Source organism: Actinophytocola sp. NPDC049390, assembly GCF_044466355.1.
GTDB lineage: Bacteria > Actinomycetota > Actinomycetes > Mycobacteriales > Pseudonocardiaceae > Actinophytocola.
The window spans coordinates 108,427-133,511 of sequence record NZ_JBITMQ010000010.1; the positions used below are offsets into that span (position 1 = coordinate 108,427).

Annotated in this window: 21 protein-coding genes; 13 read left to right on the top strand and 8 right to left on the bottom strand. The window is 71.0% G+C overall.

The window, feature by feature from the left end:
• Positions 1-20 precede the first annotated feature (20 nt).
• The gene (locus ACIBVP_RS26700; RefSeq protein WP_396109082.1) at positions 21-698 is read left to right on the top strand and encodes a GNAT family N-acetyltransferase; all 678 of its coding nucleotides are present in this window, start codon (positions 21-23) and stop codon (positions 696-698) included.
• Here ACIBVP_RS26700 and ACIBVP_RS26705 read toward each other — a convergent pair.
• The 3 genes from ACIBVP_RS26705 to ACIBVP_RS26715 are packed head-to-tail and all read right to left on the bottom strand — an operon-like array spanning position 695 to position 8,082.
• Positions 695-3,544 (bottom strand): TIM-barrel domain-containing protein, encoded by a 2,850-nt coding sequence (locus ACIBVP_RS26705; RefSeq protein WP_396109083.1) that lies wholly within the window; start codon positions 3,542-3,544, stop codon positions 695-697. The two genes, ACIBVP_RS26700 and ACIBVP_RS26705, sit on opposite strands and share 4 nt — an antisense overlap.
• Positions 3,541-6,855 (bottom strand): TIM-barrel domain-containing protein, encoded by a 3,315-nt coding sequence (locus ACIBVP_RS26710; RefSeq protein WP_396109084.1) that lies wholly within the window; start codon positions 6,853-6,855, stop codon positions 3,541-3,543. Before ACIBVP_RS26710 ends, ACIBVP_RS26705 begins: the two co-directional genes overlap by 4 nt.
• A gap of 27 nt (positions 6,856-6,882) precedes the next feature.
• Positions 6,883-8,082, bottom strand: a complete 1,200-nt coding sequence (locus tag ACIBVP_RS26715) for an ROK family protein (RefSeq protein ID WP_396109308.1) — start codon at positions 8,080-8,082, stop codon at positions 6,883-6,885.
• A 157-nt stretch (positions 8,083-8,239) separates the two neighbouring features.
• Between ACIBVP_RS26715 and ACIBVP_RS26720 the strand changes: the two genes are divergently transcribed.
• From ACIBVP_RS26720 to ACIBVP_RS26745, 6 genes are read left to right on the top strand one after another with little or no spacing between them, the layout of a single operon-like run.
• Positions 8,240-9,409 carry an ROK family protein gene (locus tag ACIBVP_RS26720; RefSeq protein WP_396109085.1) on the top strand — a complete coding sequence of 390 codons (1,170 nt, stop codon included), beginning with the start codon at positions 8,240-8,242 and terminating at the stop codon, positions 9,407-9,409.
• The gene (locus ACIBVP_RS26725) at positions 9,406-10,344 is read left to right on the top strand and encodes a carbohydrate ABC transporter permease (protein ID WP_396109086.1); all 939 of its coding nucleotides are present in this window, start codon (positions 9,406-9,408) and stop codon (positions 10,342-10,344) included. Before ACIBVP_RS26720 ends, ACIBVP_RS26725 begins: the two co-directional genes overlap by 4 nt.
• Positions 10,337-11,140, top strand: a complete 804-nt coding sequence (locus ACIBVP_RS26730; RefSeq protein ID WP_396109087.1) for a carbohydrate ABC transporter permease — start codon at positions 10,337-10,339, stop codon at positions 11,138-11,140. Before ACIBVP_RS26725 ends, ACIBVP_RS26730 begins: the two co-directional genes overlap by 8 nt.
• Before the next feature lie 16 nt (positions 11,141-11,156).
• A complete protein-coding gene (locus ACIBVP_RS26735) occupies positions 11,157-12,404 on the top strand; it encodes an ABC transporter substrate-binding protein (RefSeq protein ID WP_396109088.1) in 1,248 nt (415 codons plus the stop codon).
• Positions 12,405-12,409: 5 nt separating this feature from the next.
• A complete protein-coding gene (locus ACIBVP_RS26740; RefSeq protein WP_396109089.1) occupies positions 12,410-13,519 on the top strand; it encodes a glycoside hydrolase family 15 protein in 1,110 nt (369 codons plus the stop codon).
• Positions 13,516-15,666, top strand: a complete 2,151-nt coding sequence (locus ACIBVP_RS26745) for a TIM-barrel domain-containing protein (protein ID WP_396109090.1) — start codon at positions 13,516-13,518, stop codon at positions 15,664-15,666. Before ACIBVP_RS26740 ends, ACIBVP_RS26745 begins: the two co-directional genes overlap by 4 nt.
• On the opposite strand, the gene ACIBVP_RS26750 is transcribed toward ACIBVP_RS26745, so the two are convergent.
• The 3 genes from ACIBVP_RS26750 to ACIBVP_RS26760 all read right to left on the bottom strand — a co-directional run bounded on the left by ACIBVP_RS26750 (position 15,659) and on the right by ACIBVP_RS26760 (position 18,181).
• Positions 15,659-16,102, bottom strand: a complete 444-nt coding sequence (locus ACIBVP_RS26750; RefSeq protein ID WP_396109091.1) for a nuclear transport factor 2 family protein — start codon at positions 16,100-16,102, stop codon at positions 15,659-15,661. The genes ACIBVP_RS26745 and ACIBVP_RS26750 overlap by 8 nt on opposite strands.
• An 86-nt stretch (positions 16,103-16,188) precedes the next feature.
• Complete coding sequence (locus ACIBVP_RS26755; RefSeq protein WP_396109092.1) at positions 16,189-17,475, bottom strand: SLC13 family permease; 1,287 nt, start codon at positions 17,473-17,475, stop codon at positions 16,189-16,191.
• Positions 17,476-17,632: 157 nt separating this feature from the next.
• Positions 17,633-18,181, bottom strand: a complete 549-nt coding sequence (locus ACIBVP_RS26760; RefSeq protein ID WP_396109093.1) for a CBS domain-containing protein — start codon at positions 18,179-18,181, stop codon at positions 17,633-17,635.
• 177 nt (positions 18,182-18,358) lie between these two features.
• Between ACIBVP_RS26760 and ACIBVP_RS26765 the strand changes: the two genes are divergently transcribed.
• Complete coding sequence (locus ACIBVP_RS26765) at positions 18,359-19,312, top strand: HAMP domain-containing sensor histidine kinase (protein WP_396109094.1); 954 nt, start codon at positions 18,359-18,361, stop codon at positions 19,310-19,312.
• A 1-nt stretch (position 19,313) separates the two neighbouring features.
• Entirely contained in the window at positions 19,314-19,967 is a 654-nt protein-coding gene (locus ACIBVP_RS26770) for a response regulator (RefSeq protein WP_396109095.1), read from the top strand.
• Positions 19,968-19,969: 2 nt separating this feature from the next.
• On the opposite strand, the gene ACIBVP_RS26775 is transcribed toward ACIBVP_RS26770, so the two are convergent.
• Positions 19,970-20,548, bottom strand: a complete 579-nt coding sequence (locus ACIBVP_RS26775) for a helix-turn-helix domain-containing protein (protein WP_396109096.1) — start codon at positions 20,546-20,548, stop codon at positions 19,970-19,972.
• A gap of 68 nt (positions 20,549-20,616) precedes the next feature.
• Here ACIBVP_RS26775 and ACIBVP_RS26780 point away from each other — a divergent pair, with 68 nt between their 5' ends.
• From ACIBVP_RS26780 to ACIBVP_RS26795, 4 genes are read left to right on the top strand one after another with little or no spacing between them, the layout of a single operon-like run.
• Positions 20,617-21,228, top strand: a complete 612-nt coding sequence (locus ACIBVP_RS26780; protein WP_396109097.1) for a class I SAM-dependent methyltransferase — start codon at positions 20,617-20,619, stop codon at positions 21,226-21,228.
• Positions 21,228-21,755 carry a DinB family protein gene (locus ACIBVP_RS26785; protein WP_396109098.1) on the top strand — a complete coding sequence of 176 codons (528 nt, stop codon included), beginning with the start codon at positions 21,228-21,230 and terminating at the stop codon, positions 21,753-21,755. The genes ACIBVP_RS26780 and ACIBVP_RS26785 overlap by 1 nt, the downstream gene beginning before the upstream one ends.
• A gap of 4 nt (positions 21,756-21,759) precedes the next feature.
• Positions 21,760-23,898 (top strand): fibronectin type III domain-containing protein, encoded by a 2,139-nt coding sequence (locus ACIBVP_RS26790; protein ID WP_396109099.1) that lies wholly within the window; start codon positions 21,760-21,762, stop codon positions 23,896-23,898.
• Between the two features lie 56 nt (positions 23,899-23,954).
• Complete coding sequence (locus tag ACIBVP_RS26795) at positions 23,955-24,350, top strand: hypothetical protein (RefSeq protein WP_396109100.1); 396 nt, start codon at positions 23,955-23,957, stop codon at positions 24,348-24,350.
• Positions 24,351-24,434: 84 nt separating this feature from the next.
• Here the strand turns inward: ACIBVP_RS26795 and ACIBVP_RS26800 are convergent, their stop codons facing one another.
• On the bottom strand, positions 24,435-25,058 hold the full coding sequence (locus ACIBVP_RS26800; RefSeq protein WP_396109309.1) for an HNH endonuclease family protein: 624 nt from the start codon (positions 25,056-25,058) through the stop codon (positions 24,435-24,437).
• Positions 25,059-25,085: the final 27 nt, after the last annotated feature.

The following is a 25,085-nucleotide window of genomic DNA, read 5'->3' on the forward strand; positions in this document are numbered from 1 at the left end:
ACACGAGAGGTATCGCACAGTTGAGCAACCTCGACGACACCACGCTCGACGACCCGGTCGGCGCGTCACTGCGTAGTCACCACGCAGCCCTGGCCCGCACGCTCGGCGGCGCGGTCACCTACCAACCGGACGTCGCGACCTTCTCCTCACTCACCGGCGACGGGTGGCCCGACCTCGCCAAGCTGCTGGGCCCCGGCGCGTTCGCCGACATGTTCAGCCACCCGGTGGCCCCGCCACCGGGCTGGGAGCCGGTGTTCGTCCTCGAAGGCCGCCAGATGATCTGGACCGGGCGGGCCCCGGACGCGGGCGACGTGGTCGAACTGGGCGCGGCCGACGTGCCCGAGATGCTCGACCTGACCGAACGCACCAGGCCCGGCCCGTTCCGGCAGCGCACCCGCGAACTCGGCACGTACCTCGGCGTCCGCGACGGTGGCACGCTGGTCGCGATGGCGGGCGAACGGCTGCACCCACCGGGATGGACCGAGATCAGCGCCGTCTGCACCGCGCCGGAGGCCAGGGGACGCGGCCTCGCCGCCCGCCTGGTCGGGGCGCTCGTCGCGCGCGTCATGGCCCGCGACGAACGCCCCTTCCTGCACGTGGCGGAGTCGAACGTCGGTGCGATCGCCCTCTACGAACGGTTGGGGTTCGAGACGCGGAGACGCGTGATCTTCCGCGGCTTCCGCACGCCCACCGGCTAGAACCCTCCCGTCGTCGTGCCGTACGAGCCGGTGGCCGGGGTCGTGAAGGCCGTGTTGGCCCCGGGTTCCCACTGGTCGGCCGTGTCCGGCCAGCCCGCCTCCTGCCGCTTGACGCACTTCCACTCGACCGGTGTGTTCGGCGGCAGGCCGGTCACCGTGCCGCTCCACGTCGGGTAGGCGGTCGGCGACAGCTTCACCGCGCTCGCGACCGACCACTCGCCGAGCTGCGGCGCGCTGCCGACCGCGTACACCGACTGACCCGCCACGGTCGTGCCGTTCGTGCAGGTGAACGTGGCCGACACCGGCGCCTGGCCCACCGTGAACTGGAACGTCTTCGCCGACGTGACCGACAGCGACGCCGACTTCGCGACCACCACGTTCCCGCCCGCGTTGTACCAACCGGACGCGGCCGCGTCGAACGCCGCCTTGTTGGCGTGCTGGGTCAGCGCGGCGCCGTTCAGCGTGACCGCCGACGCCTGCGAGTCCGTGACCAGCTCAACCACGTTCTGCCGCGACGACGGCGCACCGGAGTAGGTGCCCGACGCGGCCGCGACCGTCACCGTCGCGGTCGAGCCGCTGCGGGACTGGCTCAGCAGCGTCGTCCGCTTCGCACCGGTCTGGTAGCCGGTCGACGCGCCGTCGTCCTCGGCGAGGGTGAACGACGAGGACGTGGTGTCCGAGTACACCCGGGTCACCAGCTCGTTGCGGGTCGTCCCGTCGGCACGCTTGCCGAGCACGTTCATGGTCTGGCCGTCGACGTGCATCTTCGGCAGGATCGCGCCGCCCCGGGCGTACGTGGGCAGCGTGAACTTCCCGTTGCGGTACAAGGGGACGTCGTTCACCCACTGTCCGGTCGAGACGATCTTCTGACCGGTGTGGTAGTCCCACCAGGTGCCCGCGGGCAGGTACATGTTCCGCGACCGCTCACCCGCCCCGGCCACGACACCGACCAGCAGGTCCTTGCCGATCATCTTCTCGTGGCCCATCTCGCGCACGTTCTGGTCGTTCTGGAAGTGGTAGACGAGCGGCGGGACCAGCGGGTCACCGGTCGTGTACGCGTTGTGCGCCAACGAGTAGTAGTACGGCGTCAGCTCGTACCGGCGTGCGATGTTCGCCCGGTTGCTCGCCACGTCACCGATGCTGTCCGGCGCGGTCTCCAGGCAGTTGCACAGGTTCTCGGTGTGCGGCCGCACCGGCACGTCGAACCACGCCGAGTTGGCGAACCACTGCGTGTACAGCTCGTCGAGGTCGCTGTTCAGCATCTCGCGGCGGAACCCGCCGATGTCCGACCCGTAGTAGTCCACACCGGACATCGACATGTGCATCTGCGCGTTCTGCTGCTGCGCCAACGCGGTCAGCTTCGACCCGATGTCACCGGACCACATCGCGGCACCCGTGCGCTGGATACCGCCGGCACCGGACCGCACCAACAGGAACGGGCGCCTGGTCTCGGCGTTGTCGGCGTAGCCCTTCTGGATCGACAGCGCCCACTCCAGGTTGTACACGTTGTGGTAGTCGGCGTGCGCGTGCTTGCCGGGCAGCACGCCCGCGGTCCAGTCTCCGCCGTCGTACATCTCCGGCTCGCCGAGGTCGAGCCAGTGCCCGGTGACGCCCTCGTCGACGAGGTGGTCGCGCTGGGTGTCGTGCCAGTACGTGCCCGCGGCCTGCTGCGTCCAGTCGATCATGCCGCCGCGGCCCCACCAGTCGTTGCCGGTGAGGTACACGGGCGCGCACGTCGAACAGCCCGCGCGCACCAGGTAGCCGGAGTTGGCCATGCTCGTGTGCTCCGGCAGGGCCCGCCCGATGTAGGACTCCTCGATCGGGATCACGCCGACGCCGTTCGCCGACGCCAGTGACGCGATCTTGGTGGCCGGGTTGGGGAACGCGGCGGTGTCCCAGTCGAGCGTGCCCATCCTGGTGCTGTCCGACCCGGCGGTCACGCCACCGAACCAGTCGACGTCGAGCATCACGCCGTCGGTCGGGAACTGGTTGGTGCGCAGGGACGCCAGCGTCGAGTCGACCTCGGCCCAGTTGTCGTAGCCGAACTCCGACATCCACAGCCCGAACGCCTTCTTCGGCGGCACGGGCGGTTTCCCGGTCAGCTCCAGGTAGTCCTTGCGCAGGTCGGGCAGGTCCGGGCCGGACATCACGTACCAGCGGACCTGGTCACCCCAGGTGTCCATGGTCCACGGGTCGCCGGTCAGGTTCCACTCCTGCTTGTAGACCTGGTCGACGAACAGCCCGTAGTTCGCGTTGCCGGGGCCGACCGCGAACAGCACCGGGATCTGTGCGTTGCCGACCGGGCCGTTGTCGGTGTCATAGATCATCGCGTTGCCGTACGTGCCGCCCGGGGTGCGGCTGCGGCCGACCCAGTCGCCGTCCGCGCTGCCGCCCATGAAGAACTGCTCGCCGAGCCCGTACGCGTGCTGCATCGACGACTTCGTGAACGACAGGCCCTTCCACGCCTGTGTCAGGTTGCGCGGGCACTGCGTGGTGAGCAGCAGGTCGGTGGCGGGCACCGTGTCGTAGACGGCCGCGCACAGGGTGGCGGTGTTCACCTCGACCCGGATGCCCGGTGTCGTGAGGATCCCGCCGTTCTGCGTGAGGCTCGTCGGGCCGGGGTAGTTGGTCTTGTACACCTGCCGGGTCGTGAACAGCGGCGTGCCCGTGCCGGGGCCGCTGCCCACACCGGTCTCGAAGTGCACCAGGTCGTCGTCGAGGAACTCGACCACCAGGTAGTTGCCGCCCGCGCTGAACTGGACCCGCTGCACCGCGGCCGCGGCCTGCGGCACGAACGCGGTCAGGCCCGCCGCGACGAGCGCGAGGACTAGTAGGATTCTTCTCATGGTCTGGCCACCGTGATGTTGTCCAGGTTGATCGCGCCGGTGTTGCTCGCGTCGTACGACAACCGGATCGCGTGTTTGCCCGCCGTGAGGGACGTCGACAGCGTCGCCGTGCCCCACGTGTCCCAGTTGGCGGTCGCGGGCAGGGAGACCGTGCCCACGGACACGCCGTCCACGTGGACCGTCCGCGTGGCGGTGGTCCCGGAACCGTTGGCGTAGCGGAACTTCAGGTTGTGCGTGCCGCTCACCGAGTTGACGTCCACGGTCACGGAGTCGCCGGAGGCGGTGAACCCGTCCACGAAACCGGTCCCGGTGTAGCCGGGGTGGTCGGTGTTGGTGGACACGTTGGTGTTGGTGCCGAACTCGGCCTCGTACGCGGCCTTGTCGACGCCGTTCAGGACCACCGACCGGGACGAGGCACTGCTCGGCAGCTTCACGAACGTCAGCTGCTGCACCGGGTCCCAGTACCAGCCCTCGGTCGCCGCCGACAGCGCCGCCACCGACGCGTGCTGCGTCAGCGTGGTGCCGGAGCGGGTCACCGACGTCGGCTTGGTCGACGCGACCTGCAACGTCGAGGTGGTCGTGAGGGCCGGTGCGGACACGGTGACCGTGTGCGTGCCGAACGACTCCGTCGAGGTGATCGTGCGGGTCGCGTTCGCCGAGTCCTCGAAGTAGCCGTAGCTGGTCGTGCCGGACGGGTAGATCCGGAACGTCAGGTTCGGGTAGCTGGTGACGCTGTTCCCGATGGTGCCGCCGAGCTGGTAGTTGGCGTTCAGGTTCAGCGGCACGATCGCGCCCGCCTTGGCGTACACCGGGATCGAGTCGGTGCCCGCGAAGTACGTCTTCGTGCCCGGCCCCTGAGCGCGGCCGCCGTTCCAGAAGTCGTACCACTCACCGGCTGGCAGGTAGACGCTCTTCGACGTCGCGCCCTGCGTGGTGATCGGCGCGACCAGGAGCTGGCGCCCGAACATGTACTGCTGGTCCTGCGCCGCGGCGGTCGCGTCCGAGCCGTACTGGACGCTCATCGCCTGCATCATCGGCAGGCCGGTGTTGGCCGAGTTCCGCGCCTCGGTGTAGAGGTACGGGATCAGGTTCATCCGGACGTTCGCGAACTTGCGGAACGTCGGGATCACGCTGGTGTCCCCGGTCCGCGCCTGCACGTTCCACGGCGTGCGGGCCTCGGACGGCGACGGGCTGGCCTTCTCCGAGTGGTACTGCATGATCGGCGAGAACGTGGCCATCGCGGTCGACCGCAGGTACAGCTCGCTGCTCGGGAAGCTGCCGGTGAACCCGGCGAGGTCCCACGCCCAGAACGGGATGCCGGACTGCCCCGCGGACAGGCCCGCGCGGACGGCCTCCTGGAACGCGCCGAACGTCGACGCCTGGTCACCCGCCCAGAAGATCGAGTTGCCCTGCGCGCCGGACGTGCCCGCCCGGCTGAACTGCACGCCCGTGCCGCCGGTCTTGGTCTCGATGTAGGAGTCGTACGCGCCGGTGTACAGGTTCGGGTAGAGGTTGTGCAGCTCGTCGCCCTCGCGGCCGTCGGCCGCGGTGACGCCCCGGCCGAACACGGCCTCGCTGCCGTCGGTCTTGAAGCCGTCGATGCCCACGTCGTCGAACAGGTACGCGCGCTTCGACATCCACCAGCTCGTGGCGGCGGTGCTGGTGAAGTCCGGCACCGTGCTGTCGCCGAACCACTGCCCGGTCGGCACGCGGTACGGCGCGCCCGCGCCGTCGCCGAGCACGTAGCCCTGCGCGGTGGCGTAGTCGCGGTCGTTGACGTGCTGCTGCGGCGCGGTCGGCGGGTTGGTGTCGAAGTTCTGCTTCAGCACCGGGATCTGCCACAGCACCACCTTGATGTTCTGGTTGTGCGCGGCGGTGACCATGGCCTTCGGGTCGGTCCACGCGGTGCCCGGCGGGAACGTCAGGTCCGCGTAGGACAGTGCCTGGCCGCCCGGCTTCGGTGTGTAGGTCGCGCCGTGCCACAGGTAGAACGTGGCCTCGTCGCTCCACTGTTCGAGCACCATCGCGGAGTGCGGGATGTCGTTGGCGGTGACGTTGTTCAGTTCCGCCATCACCTCGGCCTGCGTGTTCCACTCGTTGGCGGACATCCACAGGCCGAACGCCCACTTCGGCGGCAGCTCCGGCCGTGCGGTGGTGGCGGTGTAGTCGTCGAGGATCTCCGCACGGTTGCCGGTGTAGAAGTAGTAGTCGGCGGTCGAGTTCAGCGCGCCCGAGGTGTCGACGGTGAACCCGGCCATGTCCGACAGGTGCGTCGCCAGGTTGAAGATCGAGTACCGGTTGCTCGGCAGGTACACGCCGTAGCCCGCGGAGTTGGTGAAGAACGGCACCGACAGGTACGTCCGGTGCGTCGACCCCTGGTTCTGGTACTGGTTGTAGACGTAGTTGTGCACGTCCCGGCCGCGCTGGTTGAGCCCGTCGTAGCGTTCGCCGAAGCCCTCGAACCGCTCGCCTGCCGGGGTGTACCAGTGGTCCTCGATCTTGGTGACCGTGGTGGCGCCGTCGCTCGCCCAGCCCACGTTGCGGAACGTGGCGGGGTCGTACTGCCGCGCGATCAACGTGGTGCCGTCGGCCTTGTAGACCGCGACCCGGTACGGGCTCTTCTGGATCTTCACCTGCACGCCGGACGTGGCGAGCGTCAGCGTCGAGGCGCTGTCGGTGACCGTGTACGACGACGAGCCGGTGATGTTCAGCCCGCTGCCCGACGGCGCGATCTGGGTGCGGAACCGGTCCGCAGCCGGGAAGGCGAAGCGGATCTTCGGGGTGAAGCTGCCCGCGGTGTCGCCGGTGGACACGTCCACGGAGGTGCCGTTGTCGACGAAACCGGTGACGTTGGACGGCCCGCTCCAGGACGTGACGGTGAAGGAGAACGGCCCGATCGTCCGCTCGCCCGCACCGTCCACATTGGCCCGCACGGTGTAGGTGATCTTGTCACCGCGCGCGAAGCTGCCCATGTTGAGCGTCCAGTACGTGTTGTTGCCGCTGTTGTAGTCCCACGCGGCGCCGATCGGTGTCTGGTTGACGCCGTTCTTCGTCCACGTGATCCACACCGTCTGCCCGGTGGAGACCGGCCAGGTGGTCGTCTTCAGCACGACGTTCTGCCCCGCCATCGGGTCGCGCGGCGCGCGTTCGGTCGGCTGCGTGCCGTACAGCTCGTCGAACCCGTACGGCGCGTGGTACACACCGGACAGCACCCCGGCCGACGCCACCGGTGCGGTGACGACGCCGAGCACCAGGACCGCGACGGCCAGGAACACCCCGGCCCGCCAGCGTTTCACCATGATTGACCGCATTTCTCCCGGCCGGTGCCGGGTTCCGCGTCAGCCCCGCGTGACGAGCGACGGGCGGCCTGCCTCGTCGCGCCGCAGGTTGGGCTGGAACAGCTCACCGAGGAAGAGGCCGGCCGCACCCTGCGCCCACGCCTCGTCGTCCCAGGTGTCCACGATGGTCTCCAGGTCGTGGCGGAGACCCGCGAACACCGCCAGCGACAACGCCCGGTCGAACTCCGGCCGGAAGAGGTCGCTGTGCCGCGTTCCCTCGCCGGCCAGGACGACCAGCGCGGGGTTGAGGAGGTTGACCAGGTTGCCGACCGCCGTGCCGAGCAGGCGCCCGGCGGTCGCGAAGATCGTTGCCAGAGCGGCGTTCCCGGCGCGTGCCGCGTCCGCCGCCTCATCCAGGTCGACGTCACGGCCGAGCACCTCGGCCGATTGCGCCAGCAGTGCCGGTTCGCCGACCAGCGCTTCCAGACAGCCGCGGCCGCCGCACGCGCACTCCGGTCCGTCGGCCACCTTCGTGTGGCCGAACTCGCCGGCGCCGCCGCCCGCGCCGCGGTAGAGCCTGCCGTCGAGCACCAGCCCGAGGCCGACACCGCGACCGATCGAGACCACCGCGACGTCGTCGACGCCACGGGCGGCGCCGAACCACTTCTCGTTGGCCACCAACGTGTTCACGTCGTTGTCGACCACCACCGGCAGCCCGGTGGCCGTGCTCAAGAGCACTGCCAGGTCGACGTCGTGCCAGTCCGCGTAGGTCGCGTGCCGGACCACCCCGCTGGTCCGGTCCACGACACCGGCGAGACCGACGCCCGCGCCGTGCACGGGGCGTCCGCCCGCCGCGTCCCGCAGCCTGCCGACCGCGTCGCGTACGGCCGCGACGACGGTGTCCACTGAGGTGTCGGCGACCGTCGTGACGTCGTGGGCCACGATGGTCGCGTCGAGGTTGGTGAGCACCGCGACCACGCGGGTCTCGGTGAGCTTGACGCCCACCGCGTACCCCGCGTCGGGCCGCAGCGCCAGCAGCACCGGGCGCCGCCCACCGCCGGAACGGCCCGTGGCGCGTTCCTCCACGACCCCGCTCGCGAGCAGCTCCGCCACGATCTCGGAGATCGTCGGCAGGCTCAGCCCGGTGCGTTTGGCCAGGTCAGTGCGGGACTGCAGGGGCGTGGTCCGCAGCTCGCCCAGCACGAGCGCGGCGTTGATCTCGCGGATCAACGCCTTGCTCCCAGCGCGGGCCACGACCATGGGCACCCTTACTAAGGTCACCGAAGAAAGTACGTTTCATCGAGACTAACCCGCACCTGGACGCCGGACAATCGACCGAACGGCGGCGCTTGACATCGGTCCGACGGCGGCTTAGTTTGCCACTAATTTTAGTGCTGAACTAAGGCGGGACTCAGTGGTGAGTGTGACCCCTCGCGGCGAACTCGTGCCGTCCGGGATCCTCGGGTTGCTCGGCACCCAGGGCCCGACGTCACGCGCGGCGATCGCACGGTCACTCGGCCTGTCCCCCGCGACCGTCACGCAGGTGACCAAGGACCTGCTGGCGCGCGGGCTGGTCGAGGAGCTGGCCTCGGTACCGTCCCGGGGCGGGCGGCCCGCGACGCTGCTCGGCCTGGTCGAGCGGACCGGCGTCGCGCTTGGCGCGAAGGTCACGGCCGACCACGTCGCGCTCGTGGCCGTGGAGCTGGACGGCTCGGTCCGCAGCGCGACCACGCACCCCTTCGACCCGCGCGACCGGGACGCGATCGGCGACATCCTCTCCGCCTCGCTCGACGACACCGTCCTCGGTGTCGGGGTCGGCGTGCCGGGCTCGGTGGACGCGCAGGCGTCCGGGGTGGTCGACGCGCCGACGCTCGGCTGGCGGGACGCCAAGCTCGGGCACGCGCTGCGCACCCGGCTCGGCGTGCCGGTGCTGGTGGACAACGACGTGAACACGCTCGCCGCGGCCGAACGCCTCTACGGGGTGGGCCGCGAGCACTCCTCGTACCTGGTCGTGACGATCGGCCGGGGCGTCGGCTGCGGCATCGTCATCGACGGCTCGATCTACCGGGGCGCCGCGGGTGGCGCCGGGGAGATCGGCCACATCCCGATCAGTGAGGACGGTCCCCGCTGTGGCTGCGGCGCGATCGGCTGCCTGGAGGCGCACATCGGCTCCGCCGGTCTGCTGCGTGCCGCCCGCGCACAGGGCGTGGTCGGCACCCGGGGTCGGCTGGCGACCCTGCCGAAGGCGGCCCACGACGGCGACCCGGTCGCCCAGGCCGTCTACGCGGAGGCGGGCAGACTGCTCGGCCGCGCGCTCGCCGGGATCGTGCACACGGTCGACCCCGAGGTGGTGGTGCTGATGGGAGAGGGCGTCGACGAGTGGGAGTTCTGGCGGCCCGGGTTCGAGCCCGCGCTGCGGGACTGCCTGCTCCCCGCACGCCGGGAACTGCCGGTCGTGGTCGAGCCGTGGACCGAGGACCAGTGGGCACGCGGTGCCGCGTCGCTGGTGCTGGCGTCGCTGTTCGACTCCGCGGGCGGCGAGCAGAGCCGCATGGTCCGCGACCGGCTCGGGAACGGTGCCCGATGACCGTCGTCCAGACCAGGCCCGTCGCGGCCACTCCCCCGGCAGCCCGCCGCGCGAAGCCCCGCCGCAGGCCGTGGCGGCACTACGGGTGGGTGCTGTTCTTCCTGCTGCCCAGCGCGGTGCCGCTGGTGCTGTTCACGATCGCGCCGATGGTCTCGTCGGTCTGGGTGAGCCTGCACGAGTGGAACCTGATCTCGCCGATGCGTTTCGTCGGGGTCGACAACTACGTCTCGCTGCTCACCGACCCGGCCACCGGCAAGGTCTTCCTGCACACGCTGCTCTACGTGGCGGGCTACCTGCCGCTGGTGTACGTCGGCGGGCTCGGCCTCGCGCTGGCGCTCAACCGGAAGCTCCCCGGCCGCGCGTTCCTGCGCGCCACGTACTTCCTGCCGGTCGTCACCTCCTGGGTGGTCGTGGCGCTGGTGTGGAAGTGGCTGCTCAACCCGTCGAACGGCCTGGTCAACAAGATCCTCGGGTTCTTCGGCCTCGGCCAGCCGGGCTGGTGGACCGACCCGGACTGGGCGCTGGTCTCGGTGATCCTCGCGTCCGCGTGGAAGGACCTCGGGTTCGTCATGGTGATCCTGCTGGCCGGGCTGCAGGCGATCCCGAAGGACCTCCTGGAGGCCGCGGTGGTGGACGGCGCGTCCGCGTGGCAGCGGTTCTGGCGGATCACGCTGCCGCTGCTGACCCCGTCGACGTTCTTCGTCGTGGTCATCTCGCTGATCAACGGGTTCCAGGTGTTCGACCAGGTGTACGTCATGACCGGAGGCGGACCCGGCGGCGCGAGCCAGGTGGTGGTCGGCCAGATCTACGACCTCACGTTCCGGTACGGCCGTGCGGGTGAGGCGTCGGCGCTGTCGTGGCTGCTGTTCGCCGTCATCCTCGTGATCACCGTCGTCCAGATCCGCGGGCAGCGCAGGTGGGTGCACTATGCGTAGGGCGCTTCTGTACTTCTCGGTGTTCGCGGGCGCCGCCGTGATGCTGTTCCCGTTCCTGTGGACGGTCATCACGTCGATCACGCCGGAGGGCTCGCTCGCCGACGGGCCCACGCTGCTCGTCGACGACCCGACACTCGACGCCTACCGGACGCTGCTCGACTCGGTGCCCATGTGGCGGATCATGCTGAACTCGTTCGGCATCGCGATCGCCGCCACGGTGTTGCAGCTGGTCACCGGTGCGATGGCCGCGTACGCGTTCGCCCGCCTCGCGTTCCCCGGCAAGAACGCCGTGTTCGGCCTGTACCTCGCGACGCTCATGGTGCCGCTGCAGGTGCTGGTGGTGCCGCTGTTCATCGAGATGAAGACCTTCGGCCTCCAGGACACGTACTTCTCGCTGCTGGCCCCGGGCATCGCCTCGGCGTTCGGGGTGTTCCTGCTGCGCCAGGCCGTCGCGGGCGTGCCGACCGAACTGGACGAGGCGGCCACCCTCGACGGCGCCGGGCACCTGCGTATCTTCACGCTGATCGTGCTGCCGCTGATCCGGCCCACGCTCGCCACGGTCGCGGTGTTCGCGTTCATGGCGAGCTGGAACAGCTTCCTGTGGCCGCTGGTCGTGATCCGCTCGCCGGAGTTCATGACGCTGCCGCTCGGCCTGTCGACCCTGCACGGGCAGTTCACCACGCAGTGGGACGTCGTCATGGCGGGCTCCGTCCTGTCGATCGTCCCGATCGCCGTGGTCTACCTCCTCGCCCAACGCCACATCATCGCCGGCATCGCACACACCGGCATCAAGTGAAAGGACCCACCCGATCATGAGACTTCGGACCGCCGCCGCCGGCGTCGGCGTGCTCGCACTCGCACTGTCCGCGTGCTCGCAGGGCTCGGCGACCAACCCGGGCACCTCCGAGGACGGCAAGACCGTCGTGCGGTACATGAACTTCTCGGCCAACGACGGCCACGAGTCCGACCTCGACGCGATCGTCGCCGCGTTCGAGAAGGAGAACGGCGACATCGACGTGCAGGTCGAGACCGTGCCGTACGCGGACTACTTCACCAAGCTGCAGACCGCGGTCGCGGGCGGCACCGCACCGGACACGTTCGAGCTGAACTACGAGAACTTCGTGACCTACGCGAAGAACGGCTCGCTGGCCGAGCTGTCCGGTGTGGACAAGTCGGCCTACCAGCAGGCGCTCGTGGACGCGTACGCCTCGGACGGCAAGCAGTACGGCCTGCCGGAGTCGTTCTCGAACGTCGTCCTGTTCTACAACAAGACGCTGTTCGAGCAGAAGGGCGTCGAGTTGCCGACCGCCGACTGGACGTGGGCGGACGAGCAGGCAGCGGCGCAGAGGCTCACCGACAAGAAGGCCGGTGTGTGGGGCGACTACCAGCCCATCACGTACAACGAGTTCTACAAGGCGCTCGCGCAGACCGGCGGCGAGTTCCTGTCCGAGGACGGTACGAAGGCCACCTTCGACTCGCCGGAGGGCGTGAAGGCCGCGAACTGGCTCGTCGGCAAGAACGGCACCACCATGCCGACGGAGGCCGACGGCGCGGGCACCCCGGACTTCGACTCGAAGCTGTTCGCCGACGGCAAGCTCGCCATGTGGCACAACGGCATCTGGATGTTCGGCGCGCTGGCCGACGCGAAGTTCGAGTGGGACGTGGTCGTGGAGCCGGGTGACACCACCAAGGCGTCGGCGATGTTCGTCAACGGCGTCGTGGCGTCGGCCGCCACGAAGAACAAGGACGCGGCCCAGAAGTGGCTGACGTTCCTGACCTCGTCGGACACCACGACGAAGACCCGGCTCGACACGTCGTGGGAGCTGCCCACGATCGCCGACCAGAGCAAGCTGACGCCCTACCTCGACCAGCCCAAGCCCGCTAACCGGCAGGCCGTGTTCGACTCCCTGGACGCGAGCGTGCTGCCGCCGGTGATCGAGCGCCAGCAGGAGATGCAGGACGCCGTGACCAAGGAGCTCACCGAGGCGGCCGCCGGGCGCAAGCCCGTCGCGCAGGCGCTGAAGGACGCGCAGGCCGCCGTCAACGGGCTGCTCGGCTGATGTCGATGGAACTCTCGGAACCGGCCACCCTCACCGACCTCGCCCGCCGCAGCCACGAGGTGATCACCCGGTACCAGGACGAGGGCGGCGCCTACCCGGCGTCGCCGACGTTCTCGGCGTACCGCGGCTTCGCGTGGCTGCGGGACGGGTCGTTCACCGCGGAGGGCATCTCCCGGTACGGCGACGTCGGCTCGGCGAACCGGTTCCACGACTGGGCGGCGGGCGTGCTCGCCCGCCGCCGGTCCGAAGTGGACGCGCTGGTGGCCGAGCGCGCGTCCGGTGTGCTGCCGCCGGTCGAGAAGATGCTGCCGACCCGGTTCACGTTCACCGGCGAGAACGGCTCCGACCCGTGGTGGGACTTCCAGACCGACGGCTACGGCATGTGGCTGTGGTCGGCGGTCACCCACGCACGGCGCCACGGCATCGACCCGGCGCGCTGGCGCACCGGTTTCGAGGTGGCGGTCGACTACCTGCTGTCCAGCTGGGACCGGCCCTGCTACGACTGGTGGGAGGAGCACGTCGAACAGCGGCACACCTCCACGCTCGGCGCGATCCACGGCGGGCTCGTCGCGGTCGCGGACGTGCTCGACCCGGACCGGCGGGCCGCCGCGCTGCGGACCGCGGCGGAGATCAAGGCACTCGTGCTCGCGGAGGGCGTGACCGACGGCCACCTCGCCAAGTGGTTCGGCTCGTCCGCGGTGGACGGTTCGCTCCCGTCGTGCGTGGTGCCGTTCGGACTGGTGGACGGCGAACTGGCCGACGCGACCCTGGCCGCGGTGGCGGCCGACCTGGACGTCGACGGCGGCGTGCACCGGTTCGCCGCCGACGTGTTCTACGGCGGTGGCCAGTGGCCGCTGCTGTCGGCGCTGCTCGGCTGGAACCTCGCCGCCCGCGGCGACCGCGAGGGGGCCATGCGGTACCTGCGGTGGACCGCCGCGCAGGTCACCGCGGACGGTGAGCTGCCGGAGCAGGTGCCACACCACCTGTGCCACCCGGCCACCCGCGACGAGTGGGTGGCGCGCTGGGGCCCGGTCGCGACGCCGCTGCTGTGGTCGCACGGCATGTACCTGATCCTGGCCGACGAACTGGGCCTGTTGGAGGAAGACTCAGCATGATCACCCACCGCCCGCACGGTGTCGAGCACCCGTACGCCACCTCACCGGACCAGCGGGTGCCGGTGCTGCCGCTGCTCGGTGAGCCGGTGCGCATCGGCGTGCTGTCCGACGCCGACGCGGTCACCTGCGAGTTCGACGGTGTCGCGCTCACGATGACGCGTGCCGTCGCACCCGCGGAGGACGCGGCGGCGCTCGCGGGCGGCGACGGGCACCTGTCCGCCGCGCAGGCGGGTGCGCTCGGCGGCGAGGGCGGCTGGGCGGTCACCACGCCGCCGCTCACCGAGGACCGCCACTACCGCTACCGGTTCCACGCCGGTGCGGAGGTCACGGACTGGTTCGAGGTCGCGCCCGCGCGGTGGACGAGCGAACCGGTCGGCTCGGTCACCGGCGAGCTGGTGTCCGATGTGGAGTGGCTGGTGTCGGCGGGCGGCGTGCACCGGGCCCGGTTCGGGCTGCCGCTCGCCGACGGCGAGCACGTGGTCGGCTTCGGCGAGCGGTACGACGCGGTGGACCAGCGCGGCAAGCGGCTCGACGCGGTGGTGTTCGAGCAGTACAAGGCGCAGGGCAAGCACGCGCGCACGTACCTGCCGATGCCGTTCGCGCACGTGGTCGGCGGCGCGGGCTGGGGCTTCCACGTCCGCACGGCCCGCCGCACGTGGTACGACGTCGGGGTGTCCACACCGGACACGATGACGGTCGAGGTGGCGCTGGGCGACAAGCCGGAGGTCGACCTCGCCGTCTACCGCGGCACCCCGACGCAGGTGCTGACCGCGTTCCTGGACGAGGTCGGCCGCGCGGAGGAGCTGCCCGAGTGGGTGCTGCGGCTGTGGGCTTCGGGCAACGAGTGGAACACCCAGGAGCTGGTGATGTCCAGGATGGACAGTCACCGGGACCTGGGCATCCCCGTCGGCGCGGTCGTGATCGAGGCGTGGAGCGACGAGGAAGGCATCATGATCTTCCGCGACGCCGAGTACGCGGTAACGGAGGACGGCGGGCCGCACCGGGCGTCCGACTTCACCTTCACCGGCGCGTGGCCGGACCCCAAGGCGATGGTCGCGGAGCTGCATTCGCGGGGCGTCAAGGTGATCCTGTGGCAGATCCCGTTGCTCAAGACGGATCCCGGCCTCGGCGCGCAGGTCCGCGCGGACGCGGCGGCGATGGTGCGGGACGGGCACGCCGTGCTGGAGGCGGACGGCACGCCGTACCACAACCGCGGCTGGTGGTTCCCGAAGGCGCTGATGCCGGACCTGTCGGTGACGCGGACCCGCGAGTGGTGGACCGCGAAACGCCGCTACCTGGTCGAGGACCTGGACGTGGACGGCTTCAAGACCGACGGCGGCGAGCACGCGTGGGGCCACGACCTGCGTTACGCCGACGGCAGGCGCGGCGACGAGGGCAACAACCTGTTCCCGGTGCACTACGCGAGGACGTTCGGCGACCTGTTGCGGGCACACGGAAAGGCCCCGGTCACGTTCTCCCGCGCGGGGTTCACGGGGTCGCAGGCGCACGGCGTGTTCTGGGCGGGCGACGAGGACTCGACGTGGGAGGCGTTCCGCTCGTCGGTCACGGCGGGCCTGACCGCGGCGTCGTGCGGCATCGTGTACTGGGGCTGGGACCTGGCCGGGTTCTCGGGCCCGGTGCCGGACGCGGAGCTGTACCTGCGCGCCACGGCGGCTTCGACGTTCATGCCGATCATGCAGTACCACTCGGAGTTCAACCACCACCGCACCCCGCTGCGTGACCGGACCCCGTGGCACGTGGCGGAAACCACGGGTGACGAGCGCGTGGTGCCGGTGTTCCGCCGGTTCGCCGTGCTGCGCGAGAAGCTGCTGCCGTACCTGGCGGAACAGGCGGGGGTCGCCGTCACGACGGACCGCCCGCTGATGCGCCCGCTGTTCTTCGACCACGCCGACCCCGAGGTCTGGGCGCATCCGCTGCAGTACCAACTGGGCGACGACCTGCTGGTCAACCCGGTCACCGAACCGGGCGCGACGGAGTGGACGACGCACCTGCCCACCGGCGAGTGGGTGGACGTGTGGACCGGTGAGCAGGTGTCGGGCACGGTGACGAGGCCGGTCCCGCTGGAGGTGGTCCCGGTCTACTGCCGCGCGGACGCGTGGCCCGGCCGCGCGGCGCTGTTCAGCTGAGGTCGGCGTTGCCGTCGACGACCTTGAGGTGGTACACGAACCGGTCGATGCGCCACCCGTCGTCGCCGCGGCGGACGCCGATGTCATAGCTGCCGACGAACGTGCGCGTGCGTCCGTTGGTGGCGGACTCCTTCGAGTGGACGGCGATCGCGTCGGCGTGCACGCCCGCGCGGTCGCCGTCGAGGGTGATCAGCTGGTTGCCCGCCTGGTGGTGCACGCTGTCCAGATCGGACAGGCCGTCCCGCCAGCCGTCCGCGATGGTCCGTGCCGCCACGGTCGCGGCCGGCTCGCCGAAGCCGCCGTCGAAGTGGACCTCCGCCGCGAACACCTCGGTCACGAGGTCGTCCCACCGTGCCTGGTCGGTGTAGACGAACAGCTTCGTCACCACCTCGCCGACGTCGGCTCTGTCGATCAACTCCGCGATGCGGTCGGTCATGCCCGCCCCCTGCTTTCCGCTGGCCGAATCGGCGGGAACGTAACACATCCGCCCGGGAAGTCGGCGAGTAGTGGATCAACCGCGGGTCAGGTGAAGTAGCGCAGCCAGACGTACACCCACGCCAACGCCGTCGTGAGCAGCGTGACCACGATGCCGTACCGGGTGAACTGCCAGAACGAGATGCGGTGACCCGACCGTGCGGCGATGCCGATCGCGACCACGTTCGCGCTCGCGGCCACCGCCGTGCCGTTGCCGCCGAAGTCGGCGCCCAGCGCGAACGCCCACCACAGCGCCTGGCCCGTGCCCGCGTCCGGCGCCTCCGCGACCATGCCCTCGACGACCGGGCTCATCGTCGCCACGTACGGGATGTTGTCGAAGAACGCGCCCAGCGCGCTGGACCCGAACAGCAGCGCGGTGGCGGCGAGGAAGTAGTTGTCGGCGAACCCCTGCACGGCCCAGGTGCCGATGGTCTCGATGACGCCGGTGTGGACCAGGCCGGCGACCATCACGAACAGGCCCATGAAGAACACCAGCGTGCGCCACTCGACCTCGCGCAGCACGTCGCCGACGTCGGCCCCGGTGACCATGAGCATGAGGCCCGCGCCGACCATCGCGACGATCGCCGGGTCCAGGTGCAGCACGGTGTGCATGCTGAACCCGGCGACGACGACCACGAACACGGCCATGCAGCGGCGCAGCATCGCGGGGTCGGTGATGGCACGGCGTTCCTGCAACGCCATCACCGAGGCGACGTGCTCGGGGTGGTACCGGAACGACGACCGGAACAGCACCCTGGTGAACAGCACGAACAGGGCGAACACGACCACCACGACGGGTGCCATGTGCACCAGGAAGTCGGTGAAGGTCAGGCCGGCGCGGCTGCCGATGATGATGTTGGGTGGGTCGCCGATGAGCGTGGCCGCGCCACCGATGTTGGACGCCAGCACCTCCGCGATCAGGTAGGGCTGGGCCGGGATGCGCAGCCGGTTGCACACCACGATCGTGACCGGCGCGACGAGCATGATGGTCGTGACGTTGTCCAGCACCGGCGACGCGATGGCGGTGATCCCCATCAGCATCACCATCAGCCGGTACGGCCGGCCCCTGGCCTTCTTCGCCGCCCAGATGGCGAGGTAGTCGAAGATGCCGGTCTGCTTGACGATCCCGACGATGATCATCATGCCGAACAGCAGGAAGATGACGTTCCAGTCGATGCCCGCGTGTTCGGAGAAGAACACCTCGTTGCCGGGCACGAGCCGCAGCACGGCCATCAGCGCCGAGGCGACCAGCACCACCTTGACCTTGTCGGCCTTCTCCGTCGCTATGAAGAAGAACGCCACGACGAAGACCGCGAGGGCGAGGACCGCGGTCACCGGCCACGTCCCGGCGGTCCGGCGTGGCCGGTGACGGCGGTACTGCTGACTGTGATGAGCGGGCGCACGGGAAGGACCTCCGAGACATGGGCAGGCCACGGCACGCCCGGTCGGCGGCGACCGGGCGTGGGGTGTGGGTGGCTGGGCGGTGGGCCCGTCAGTCGGGCGTGCCGAACACCGCGAGGCTGGTGATCAACCGTTCCAGGGTGACCGCGCCGACCAGCACGCCGTCGCCGTCGACGACCGCGACGAGCGGGCTGTGCTGGCGGGCCATGAGCGCCGCGACCTCCAGCAGGGTGGCGTCGGCGAGCACCTTCACCGGCTTCACGAACCGGTCGGGGGCGCAGTCGCGCACGGTCAGGTCACCCAGCTCCAGCCAGAACCGGTCCGCGTGCTCCTCGTCGACGGCACGGGCGAGCGCCGGATCGTCCTGGTAGGACTCCGGCACGGCGAGGCGCAGCACCTGGGAGCCCGGCAGCACCAGCCTGGGCCGGGACCGCTCGTCGACGACGACGAGACCGGGCAGGCGGCTGACCGCCATCACCTGGACCGCCTTCGTGACCGGGTCGTCCAGGGTGACCGTCGGTACGCCGATCGCGATGTCACTCGCCCGCATGGCACCAACCTGTTCGACGTGGTGGAGACGGTGTTCGTCGACGGCCGCGGCGTGGGCGGTGTCCGTCGGCTGGTCGGCAACGTCGGTCACCTCGTCCTCCTCGGTGTCGCGCTCGGTGTCGCGGTCCGTCGGTGTCGAGTCTGTCCGGCGCCTGCCGCCGTGACCATCGGGTGCGCCACCCATTTCCGGCCGGGAGCGGCATGTACGCCCGAGATGGGTGTCACCCCGGATGGACAGGACGCGCCGCCGGGGGCAGCCTGGGACATCGTGTCCCTGTTCTGGCGGATCTTCCTGCTCAACGCCGTCGTGCTGCTCGCGGCCACGATGCTGCTGGTGCTCGGGCCGGTCACCGTCTCCACGCCCGTGCTCGCGACCGAGGCGGTGATCCTGGCGGGCGGGCTCGCGGCGATGCTGGTCGCCAACGCGGTGCTGCTGCGGATCGGGCTGGCCCCGCTCGACCGCCTCACCCGCGCCATGACCACGACCGACCTGCTGCGCCCCGGCCCACGGCCCGCGGTCGCCGGGCACGGTGGGATCGCCGAGCTGATCACGGCGTTCAACAGCATGCTGGACCGGCTGGAGACCGAACGCGGCCACAGCGCCGCGCGGGCCCTGTCCGCGCAGGAGGACGAACGCCGCCGCATCGCCCAGGAGCTGCACGACGAGGTCGGTCAGACGCTGACGGCGGTGCTGCTCGAACTGAAGCGGGTCGCCGACCACGCACCGCAGCCCGTGCGCGACGAGGTGCTGCAGGTGCAGGAGACCACCAGGGGCAGCCTGGACGAGATCCGGCGCATCGCGCGGCGGCTGCGTCCCGGGGTGCTGGAGGAGCTGGGCCTCACCAGCGCGCTCACCTCGTTGACCACCGAGATCGCCGACCACAGCGGGCTGTCCGTGCGCAGGCGGTTCGACCCCGACCTGCCCGACCTCGGTGACGAGGCCGAGCTGGTGCTCTACCGCGTCGCCCAGGAGGCCATCACCAACACCGCCCGCCACGCCGGCGCGCGGCACCTCGAACTCGCGCTCCTCCGCACCCCGTCCGGGGTGGACCTGCGGATCCGCGACGACGGCCGTGGCCTGCACGGCACCACCGAGGGCGCGGGCATCCTGGGCATGCGGGAACGCGCCCTGCTCATCGGCGCCGAGGTGCGCCTCGGCCCCGGTCCGGCGGGCGGCACCGAGGTCCGGCTGAGCGTGCCGCACCACGACGGGAGCCGCTGACATGTCGCCGATCACCCGGGTGCTGCTGGCCGACGACCACGCGCTGGTGCGCCGCGGCGTCCGCCTCATCCTCGACGGCGAGCCCGACCTGACGGTCGTCGCCGAGGCCGGGGACGGCGCGGAGGCGATCGAGAAGGCCCGTGCCGAGCGGCCCGACCTGGCGATCCTCGACATCGCCATGCCCAGGATGACCGGCCTGCAGGCAGCGCGGGAGCTGTCGCGGCTCCAGCCGGACCTGCGGATCCTCATCCTGACGATGTACGACAACGAGCAGTTCTTCTTCGAGGCGCTCAAGGCCGGGGCGTCCGGGTACGTGCTCAAGTCCGTCGCCGACCGGGACCTCCTGGAAGCCTGCCGGGCGGCCATGCGCGGCGAACCGTTCCTCTACCCCGGCGCGGTCACCGCCCTCATCCGCGACTACCTCGCGCGCGCCCGCGACGGCGCCGACCTCCCGGCCAAGGCGATCACCGACCGGGAGGAGGAGATCCTCAAGCTCGTCGCCGAGGGCCACTCGTCCAGGGAGATCGCGGACCTGCTGGTGATCAGCGTCAAGACCGTCGAGCGGCACCGCGCGAACCTGTTGGCCAAGCTCGGGCTCAAGGACCGGCTGGCACTCACCCGCTACGCGATCCGCGCCGGCCTCATCGAACCGTGAGATCACCTGGCGCGCGGCCGGACGTGGACGCGTTCGCCGTGGAGACCGAAGAGGATCAGCAACTCGACCGCACGGCCGTCGGCGGAACCCAGCCAGTGCGGCCGCGTGGTGTCGAACTCCGCGGCCTCACCGGCCGGGAGGACCACGTCCTGGTCGCCTGCCACGAGCCGTAACCGTCCATTGAGGACGTAGAGCCACTCGTAGCCGCTGTGGGTCTGCGGGGTGGGTTCCGCCGGCGCGTCGCGGCTCGGGATCAGCATCTTGTACGCCTGCACACCGCCGGGCCGCCGCGAAAGCGGGATGAACGTCATGCCGTGGCGGTGGATCGGGCGCAGGTGGACCCGTGGGTCGCCGACGCGTGGCGCGCCGACGAGGTCGTCGAGCGGCACGTCGTAGACGGTGGCCAGCGGCAGCAGCAGCTCCAGGTTCGGTCGCCGCCCGCCGCTTTCCAGCCGGGACAGGGTGCTCTCGGAAATCCCGGTCTCCTCGGCGACCGCGGCCAGGGTGACACCGCGCTGCCGCCGTATCGCCCGCAGCCTCGGTCCCACCTCGTCCAGCACGCCCTCGATCTCCGCACGCATGCCGCCCAGTCTTGCCGATCCGGCAAGTTCGCGTGCCATCCCGGACAGCCACGGTGATCGTGGTCGGTGTGAGCAACGAACAGACCCGTTTCTGGGACGAGCAGTACCGGCTCCCCCGGCCCACCCGGGTGAACGCGCGACTGGCCGAGATCGTCGCGGACCTGCCGCCGGGCACCGCGCTCGACCTGGGCTGCGGAGGCGGCGGGGACGCGCTCTGGCTCGCCGGTCGCGGCTGGCGGGTCACGGCGGTGGACATCTCCGCCAACGCCGTGCGCCGCCTGGCCGAGACCGCTGGCGCGCGCGGCCTGCCCGTGACCGCCGCCCGTGTCGACCTGGGCACGGACTTCCCCGACGGCACCTTCGACCTGGTGTCCGCGCAGTACTTCCACACTCCGTTCGCACTGGCGCGGGCCGAGGTGCTGCGTTCCGCCGCGCACGCGTTGCGGCCCGGTGGGCGGCTCGTGGTGGTCGACCACGGCTCGACGGCGCCGTGGTCGTGGAACCAGGACCCGGACGTCCACTACCCGACGCCGGACGAGGTGTACGCCGAACTGGCCCTGGACCCGGCCGGGTGGCGGGTGGCACGGGCGGACATGCCCGGCAGGCAGGCGACGGGCCCGGGTGAACAGCGGGCGACGGTCGTCGACAACGTGCTGGTCGTCCGGCGTTCGGTGCCGTGATGGGCCGACGGGACGCGGGCCCGCCGCGGACGGGGACCGCGGAGAAGGACGTACTGGTGGGCTTTCTCGACTACCTGCGCGCGGCGGTCGTCGCCAAGGCGGACGGGGTGCCCGAACCCCGGGTCCGCACGGCCGGGGTGCCGTCGGGCACGAACCTGCTGGGCCTCGTCAAGCACCTCACGCACGTGGAACGCCACTGGCTGCTCGGCGAGCGGGTCACCGACTGGCAGGCCACCTTCCACCCCGGCCCGGACGAGAGCGCGGCGGAGATCGTCGCCGCCTACCGGACCACGACGGCACGCGCCAACGAGGTGGTCGCCGCGTGCCCCGACCTCGCCGCGCCGGGTCCCCGCCCGGGCGGCCGGCGCGGCCCGGCGCCCGCCCTGCGGTGGACCCTCACCCACATGATCGAGGAGACCGCCCGGCACGCGGGCCACGCCGACATCCTGCGCGAGCTCGTCGACGGCACCACCGGCCGCGCAGCGGTGCCGGCCGGGACCGGTCCCCGGCCGGCACCTCTATCGTGACCGCGTGGCTACCACGGGGGCACGTCTCGCTACCTGGCGTGCCCGGCTGCCCGTTCTCGCCGTGGTCGTCGCGTGCGTCGCCGGTGTGATCGCCGCGGTGACCGGAGCGTCGAACCCGGTGTCGGCCGTGCAGTTCCTGCTGCCGGGCCACTGGGTCTACAACGACGCGCTCGGGTCGGTGCTCCACGTCGACGGGTCGACCGGCAACGTCGACGCGCGGGCCCAGGTCCCCGGCAGTCCCGGCGACCTGGTGGTGCAGGGCGACACCAGTGGTTACGTGGTGGGCAGCTCGCGGGTCACCGAGTTCGGCAAGTCCAGCCTGGAGGTCGTGGAGAGCCGCACGCCCGCCTCCCGGAGCAGGCCGGTCGGCGTCGAGACCGTGGGCGGCCCGTACCTCGTCTACCAGCTGGAAGGCAAGGTCGTGCGGCTCGGCGACGCCGCGCTGGCGGTGTCGCTCGGCGGTCCCGTCGGCACGCCGGTCGCCACCGAGGACGGCACGCTGTGGCTCCCGAGGACCACCGCGGGGCTGCTCTGCAAGCTGACGGCCGGGACCAACTCGCCGTCCTGCCCGATCCCGTTGCCGAAGGGGCACGCGGGCGAGCTGACCGTGGTCGGCGACCGGCTCGTGTTCGTCGACACCAGCACCGACACGCTGCACGCGGTCGGACCGGACAGGCTCGGCGAGGGCCGCGACCTCGGCGTGGACGTGTCCGAGAACGCGCGGCTGGCGTCCACGGACGTCGCCGGCCGGGTCGTGATCCTCGACGGCACCCGCATGCACCTGGTCGACACGGCCGAGGACCGGCCTGCCGAGCCGGTCGAGGTGACGCTGCCCGACGGCGAGTACGAGGGGCCGGTGTCCACCGGCAGCGTGGTCGCGGTCGTCGAGAAGAAGTCCGGCACGCTCACCACCTTCGACAGCGACGGCACCCGCCGGGACACCAGGAAGCTCCCCGCCGAGAAGGACGATCCCCGCATCAGCCGCGGCGAGGACGACCGCATCTACGTCGACGGCGCCGAGGGCGAGCACGTGGTCGTGGTCGACAAGGACGGCGACCTGACCGACGTGCCGATCAGCGGTGCGAACACGGACGAGGACACCGACCGGGAGGCCACGCCCCGCGAGGGCCAGGACGAGGGCACGCCACCGGCCGAGCGCGAGGAGGAGACGTCGCCGCCCGCGACTCCCCCGGACTCGCGGCAGCAACGCCAACCCCCCGCGACGGACACCCGGCCGCCGCCCCCCGAGGAACCGCCACCGCCACCGCGGGTCCCGGCGACACCGCCGGGCGCGCCGACGGGCGTGACGGCGACCGCGGGCAACCAGGTCGCGACGGTCCGGTGGGGCCCGGCGCCGGCCAACCGCGCCCCCGTCACCGGCTACACGATCACCTGGGCGGGCGGCCGGACGACCGCCGGACCGAACGCGCGCACCGTCGACGTCGGCAGCCTGACCAACGGCACCCGCTACGTGTTCACCGTGACCGCGGCCAACGCGGCAGGCACCGGCCCGGGCGCGTCGTCCAACGCGGTGACGCCGACGGCGCCGTTCCGCGCGGCGTCGGCGCCGAGGAACCTGACCGCGGACAACGACACGGGCGGCTCCACCGTGTCGGCGAGCTGGGCCGCGCCCGCCGACATGGGCACCGGCACGTTCGTGCACTACGCGGTCGAGGTCGTCGGCCTGCGGCAGACGACGGTGACCGGCACGTCGGTGTCGTTCGACGACATCCAGGTCGACCGGGAGGTCACGGTCAGGGTCACCACGGTCACCACCGATCCGGGCGGCCGCCAGGTCCCCGGCGGGACGGCGACGACCATCACGGGTCAGCCCGACGGCGGCACCGCGCGCGTGGTGCTGAGCCAGGTGCCCGCACCCGCCACGGAATGCGGCGGACGGCAGGGCTGCGCGTGGATGCGCGTGGAGCTGTCCGGTTTCCCGCCGCGCACCGACATCTTCGTGGACCCGGACTCCACGGAAGAGGGCTACAGCAACGACGGCGCCACGCTGACCACCGACGCGGCGGGCAACGCGGTCGGCAACCTGTTCCCGTACGCGAGTGTCGGCGAGACCGTGCACGTCAACGCGTACCTGGACGACACCCCTGTCCGCTCCAACGACGTGCGCTGGGCAGGCAACTGACACCGCCCGAACCGGTAGGTTCACCGCCACCGCAGACCGTCAGCACTGGGGGTTCGATGAACGAGGACGTGTCCGCTCCGAGACGTCCGGGCGTGGTGACCGCGGCGGCGGTGCTGCTCTACGTCGTCGCCGGGTTCGGCCTCGTCGGCGTGATGACCCTGTACGGCGCCGACGCGACGACCACCGGGACAGGCACCGTCATCACGTTGGCCGTGCTGGGGCTGGTCATCGCCTTCCTCGCGGTGGCGACCCTGATCCTCGGCGGCAGCAACAGCGCCAGGGTCACCGCGATCGTGTTGCTGTCGATCAGCAGCGCGCTCGAGCTGATCGAGTTCGACCTCGGTTCCCTGGTCTCCATCGGTCTCGCGCTGGTGGTGATCGGCTTGCTCGCCTGCAACCGGGACGCCAACGAGTTCTTCGCCGCACACCGCCGGCCCTCTCACACGGAATGAGAAGGCGGCGGACGGGAGCCGGTGGCGGCACAGCAGGGCCGCCGGGGGCTCCGGCAGCCGGGGAGCGGCTGCCGGAGCGGTCGGTCAGTACGAGCAGGTGTTGAGCATGCTCTGCAGTGCGGACTTCTCCGCGTACTGCAGGCTCAGGCCCCACCGGTACTTGGTGTGGATCCAGAACTTCGAGTAACCGCAGTACGAACTGGTGCGCGGCGGCTTCCAGTCCGACGGGTCCCGGTCACCCTTGGAGCTGTTGACCTCGGTGGTGACCGCGATCAGCTGGGGGCCGTTGATGTCGTTGGCGAACGCCTCACGCCGCGACGTGGTCCAACTGCTCGCACCGGACCGCCACGCCTCGGCGAGCGCGACGACGTGGTCGATGCTGATGTCGGACGCCGCGTACCGGGTCACGCCGTCGTAGTAGGAGTACCAGCGGCCGGAATCCGGGTAGCAGTCGGAGCCGACGACCACGTTCGAACCGTCCCGCTTGAGCACGGTCTCACGCGTGTTGCACGTGCCGGAGACGGTGTGCCAGTGCGGGAACTTGTCTCGCGAGTAGCCGGTCATCGAGCCCTCGGTGGCTACCCGCAACGCGTTCAGTTCGGACTGCACCTGGGACTTCGACGGTACGTCCGGTGGGAACGCCGCCGCGTTCGGCGCGACGGCCACCGCCGTCACGACGAACACCAGCAGCGCGACCACCACGATCATGAGGCCGCGTAACGGGCGGGTGATGTG

What these genes read in the sequence shown, in the direction of transcription:
- ACIBVP_RS26740 (WP_396109089.1), top strand. Translation starts at nt 12,410, where the DNA reads ATGGAACTCTCGGAACCGGCCACCCTCACCGACCTCGCCCGCCGCAGC.
- ACIBVP_RS26800 (WP_396109309.1), bottom strand. Translation starts at nt 25,058, where the DNA reads ATGATCGTGGTGGTCGCGCTGCTGGTGTTCGTCGTGACGGCGGTGGCC.
- ACIBVP_RS26725 (WP_396109086.1), top strand. Translation starts at nt 9,406, where the DNA reads ATGACCGTCGTCCAGACCAGGCCCGTCGCGGCCACTCCCCCGGCAGCC.
- ACIBVP_RS26705 (WP_396109083.1), bottom strand. Translation starts at nt 3,544, where the DNA reads ATGAGAAGAATCCTACTAGTCCTCGCGCTCGTCGCGGCGGGCCTGACC.
- ACIBVP_RS26715 (WP_396109308.1), bottom strand. Translation starts at nt 8,082, where the DNA reads ATGGTCGTGGCCCGCGCTGGGAGCAAGGCGTTGATCCGCGAGATCAAC.
- ACIBVP_RS26775 (WP_396109096.1), bottom strand. Translation starts at nt 20,548, where the DNA reads ATGCGTGCGGAGATCGAGGGCGTGCTGGACGAGGTGGGACCGAGGCTG.
- ACIBVP_RS26750 (WP_396109091.1), bottom strand. Translation starts at nt 16,102, where the DNA reads ATGACCGACCGCATCGCGGAGTTGATCGACAGAGCCGACGTCGGCGAG.
- ACIBVP_RS26770 (WP_396109095.1), top strand. Translation starts at nt 19,314, where the DNA reads ATGTCGCCGATCACCCGGGTGCTGCTGGCCGACGACCACGCGCTGGTG.
- ACIBVP_RS26745 (WP_396109090.1), top strand. Translation starts at nt 13,516, where the DNA reads ATGATCACCCACCGCCCGCACGGTGTCGAGCACCCGTACGCCACCTCA.
- ACIBVP_RS26730 (WP_396109087.1), top strand. Translation starts at nt 10,337, where the DNA reads ATGCGTAGGGCGCTTCTGTACTTCTCGGTGTTCGCGGGCGCCGCCGTG.
- ACIBVP_RS26795 (WP_396109100.1), top strand. Translation starts at nt 23,955, where the DNA reads ATGAACGAGGACGTGTCCGCTCCGAGACGTCCGGGCGTGGTGACCGCG.
- ACIBVP_RS26710 (WP_396109084.1), bottom strand. Translation starts at nt 6,855, where the DNA reads ATGCGGTCAATCATGGTGAAACGCTGGCGGGCCGGGGTGTTCCTGGCC.
- ACIBVP_RS26785 (WP_396109098.1), top strand. Translation starts at nt 21,228, where the DNA reads ATGGGCCGACGGGACGCGGGCCCGCCGCGGACGGGGACCGCGGAGAAG.
- ACIBVP_RS26735 (WP_396109088.1), top strand. Translation starts at nt 11,157, where the DNA reads ATGAGACTTCGGACCGCCGCCGCCGGCGTCGGCGTGCTCGCACTCGCA.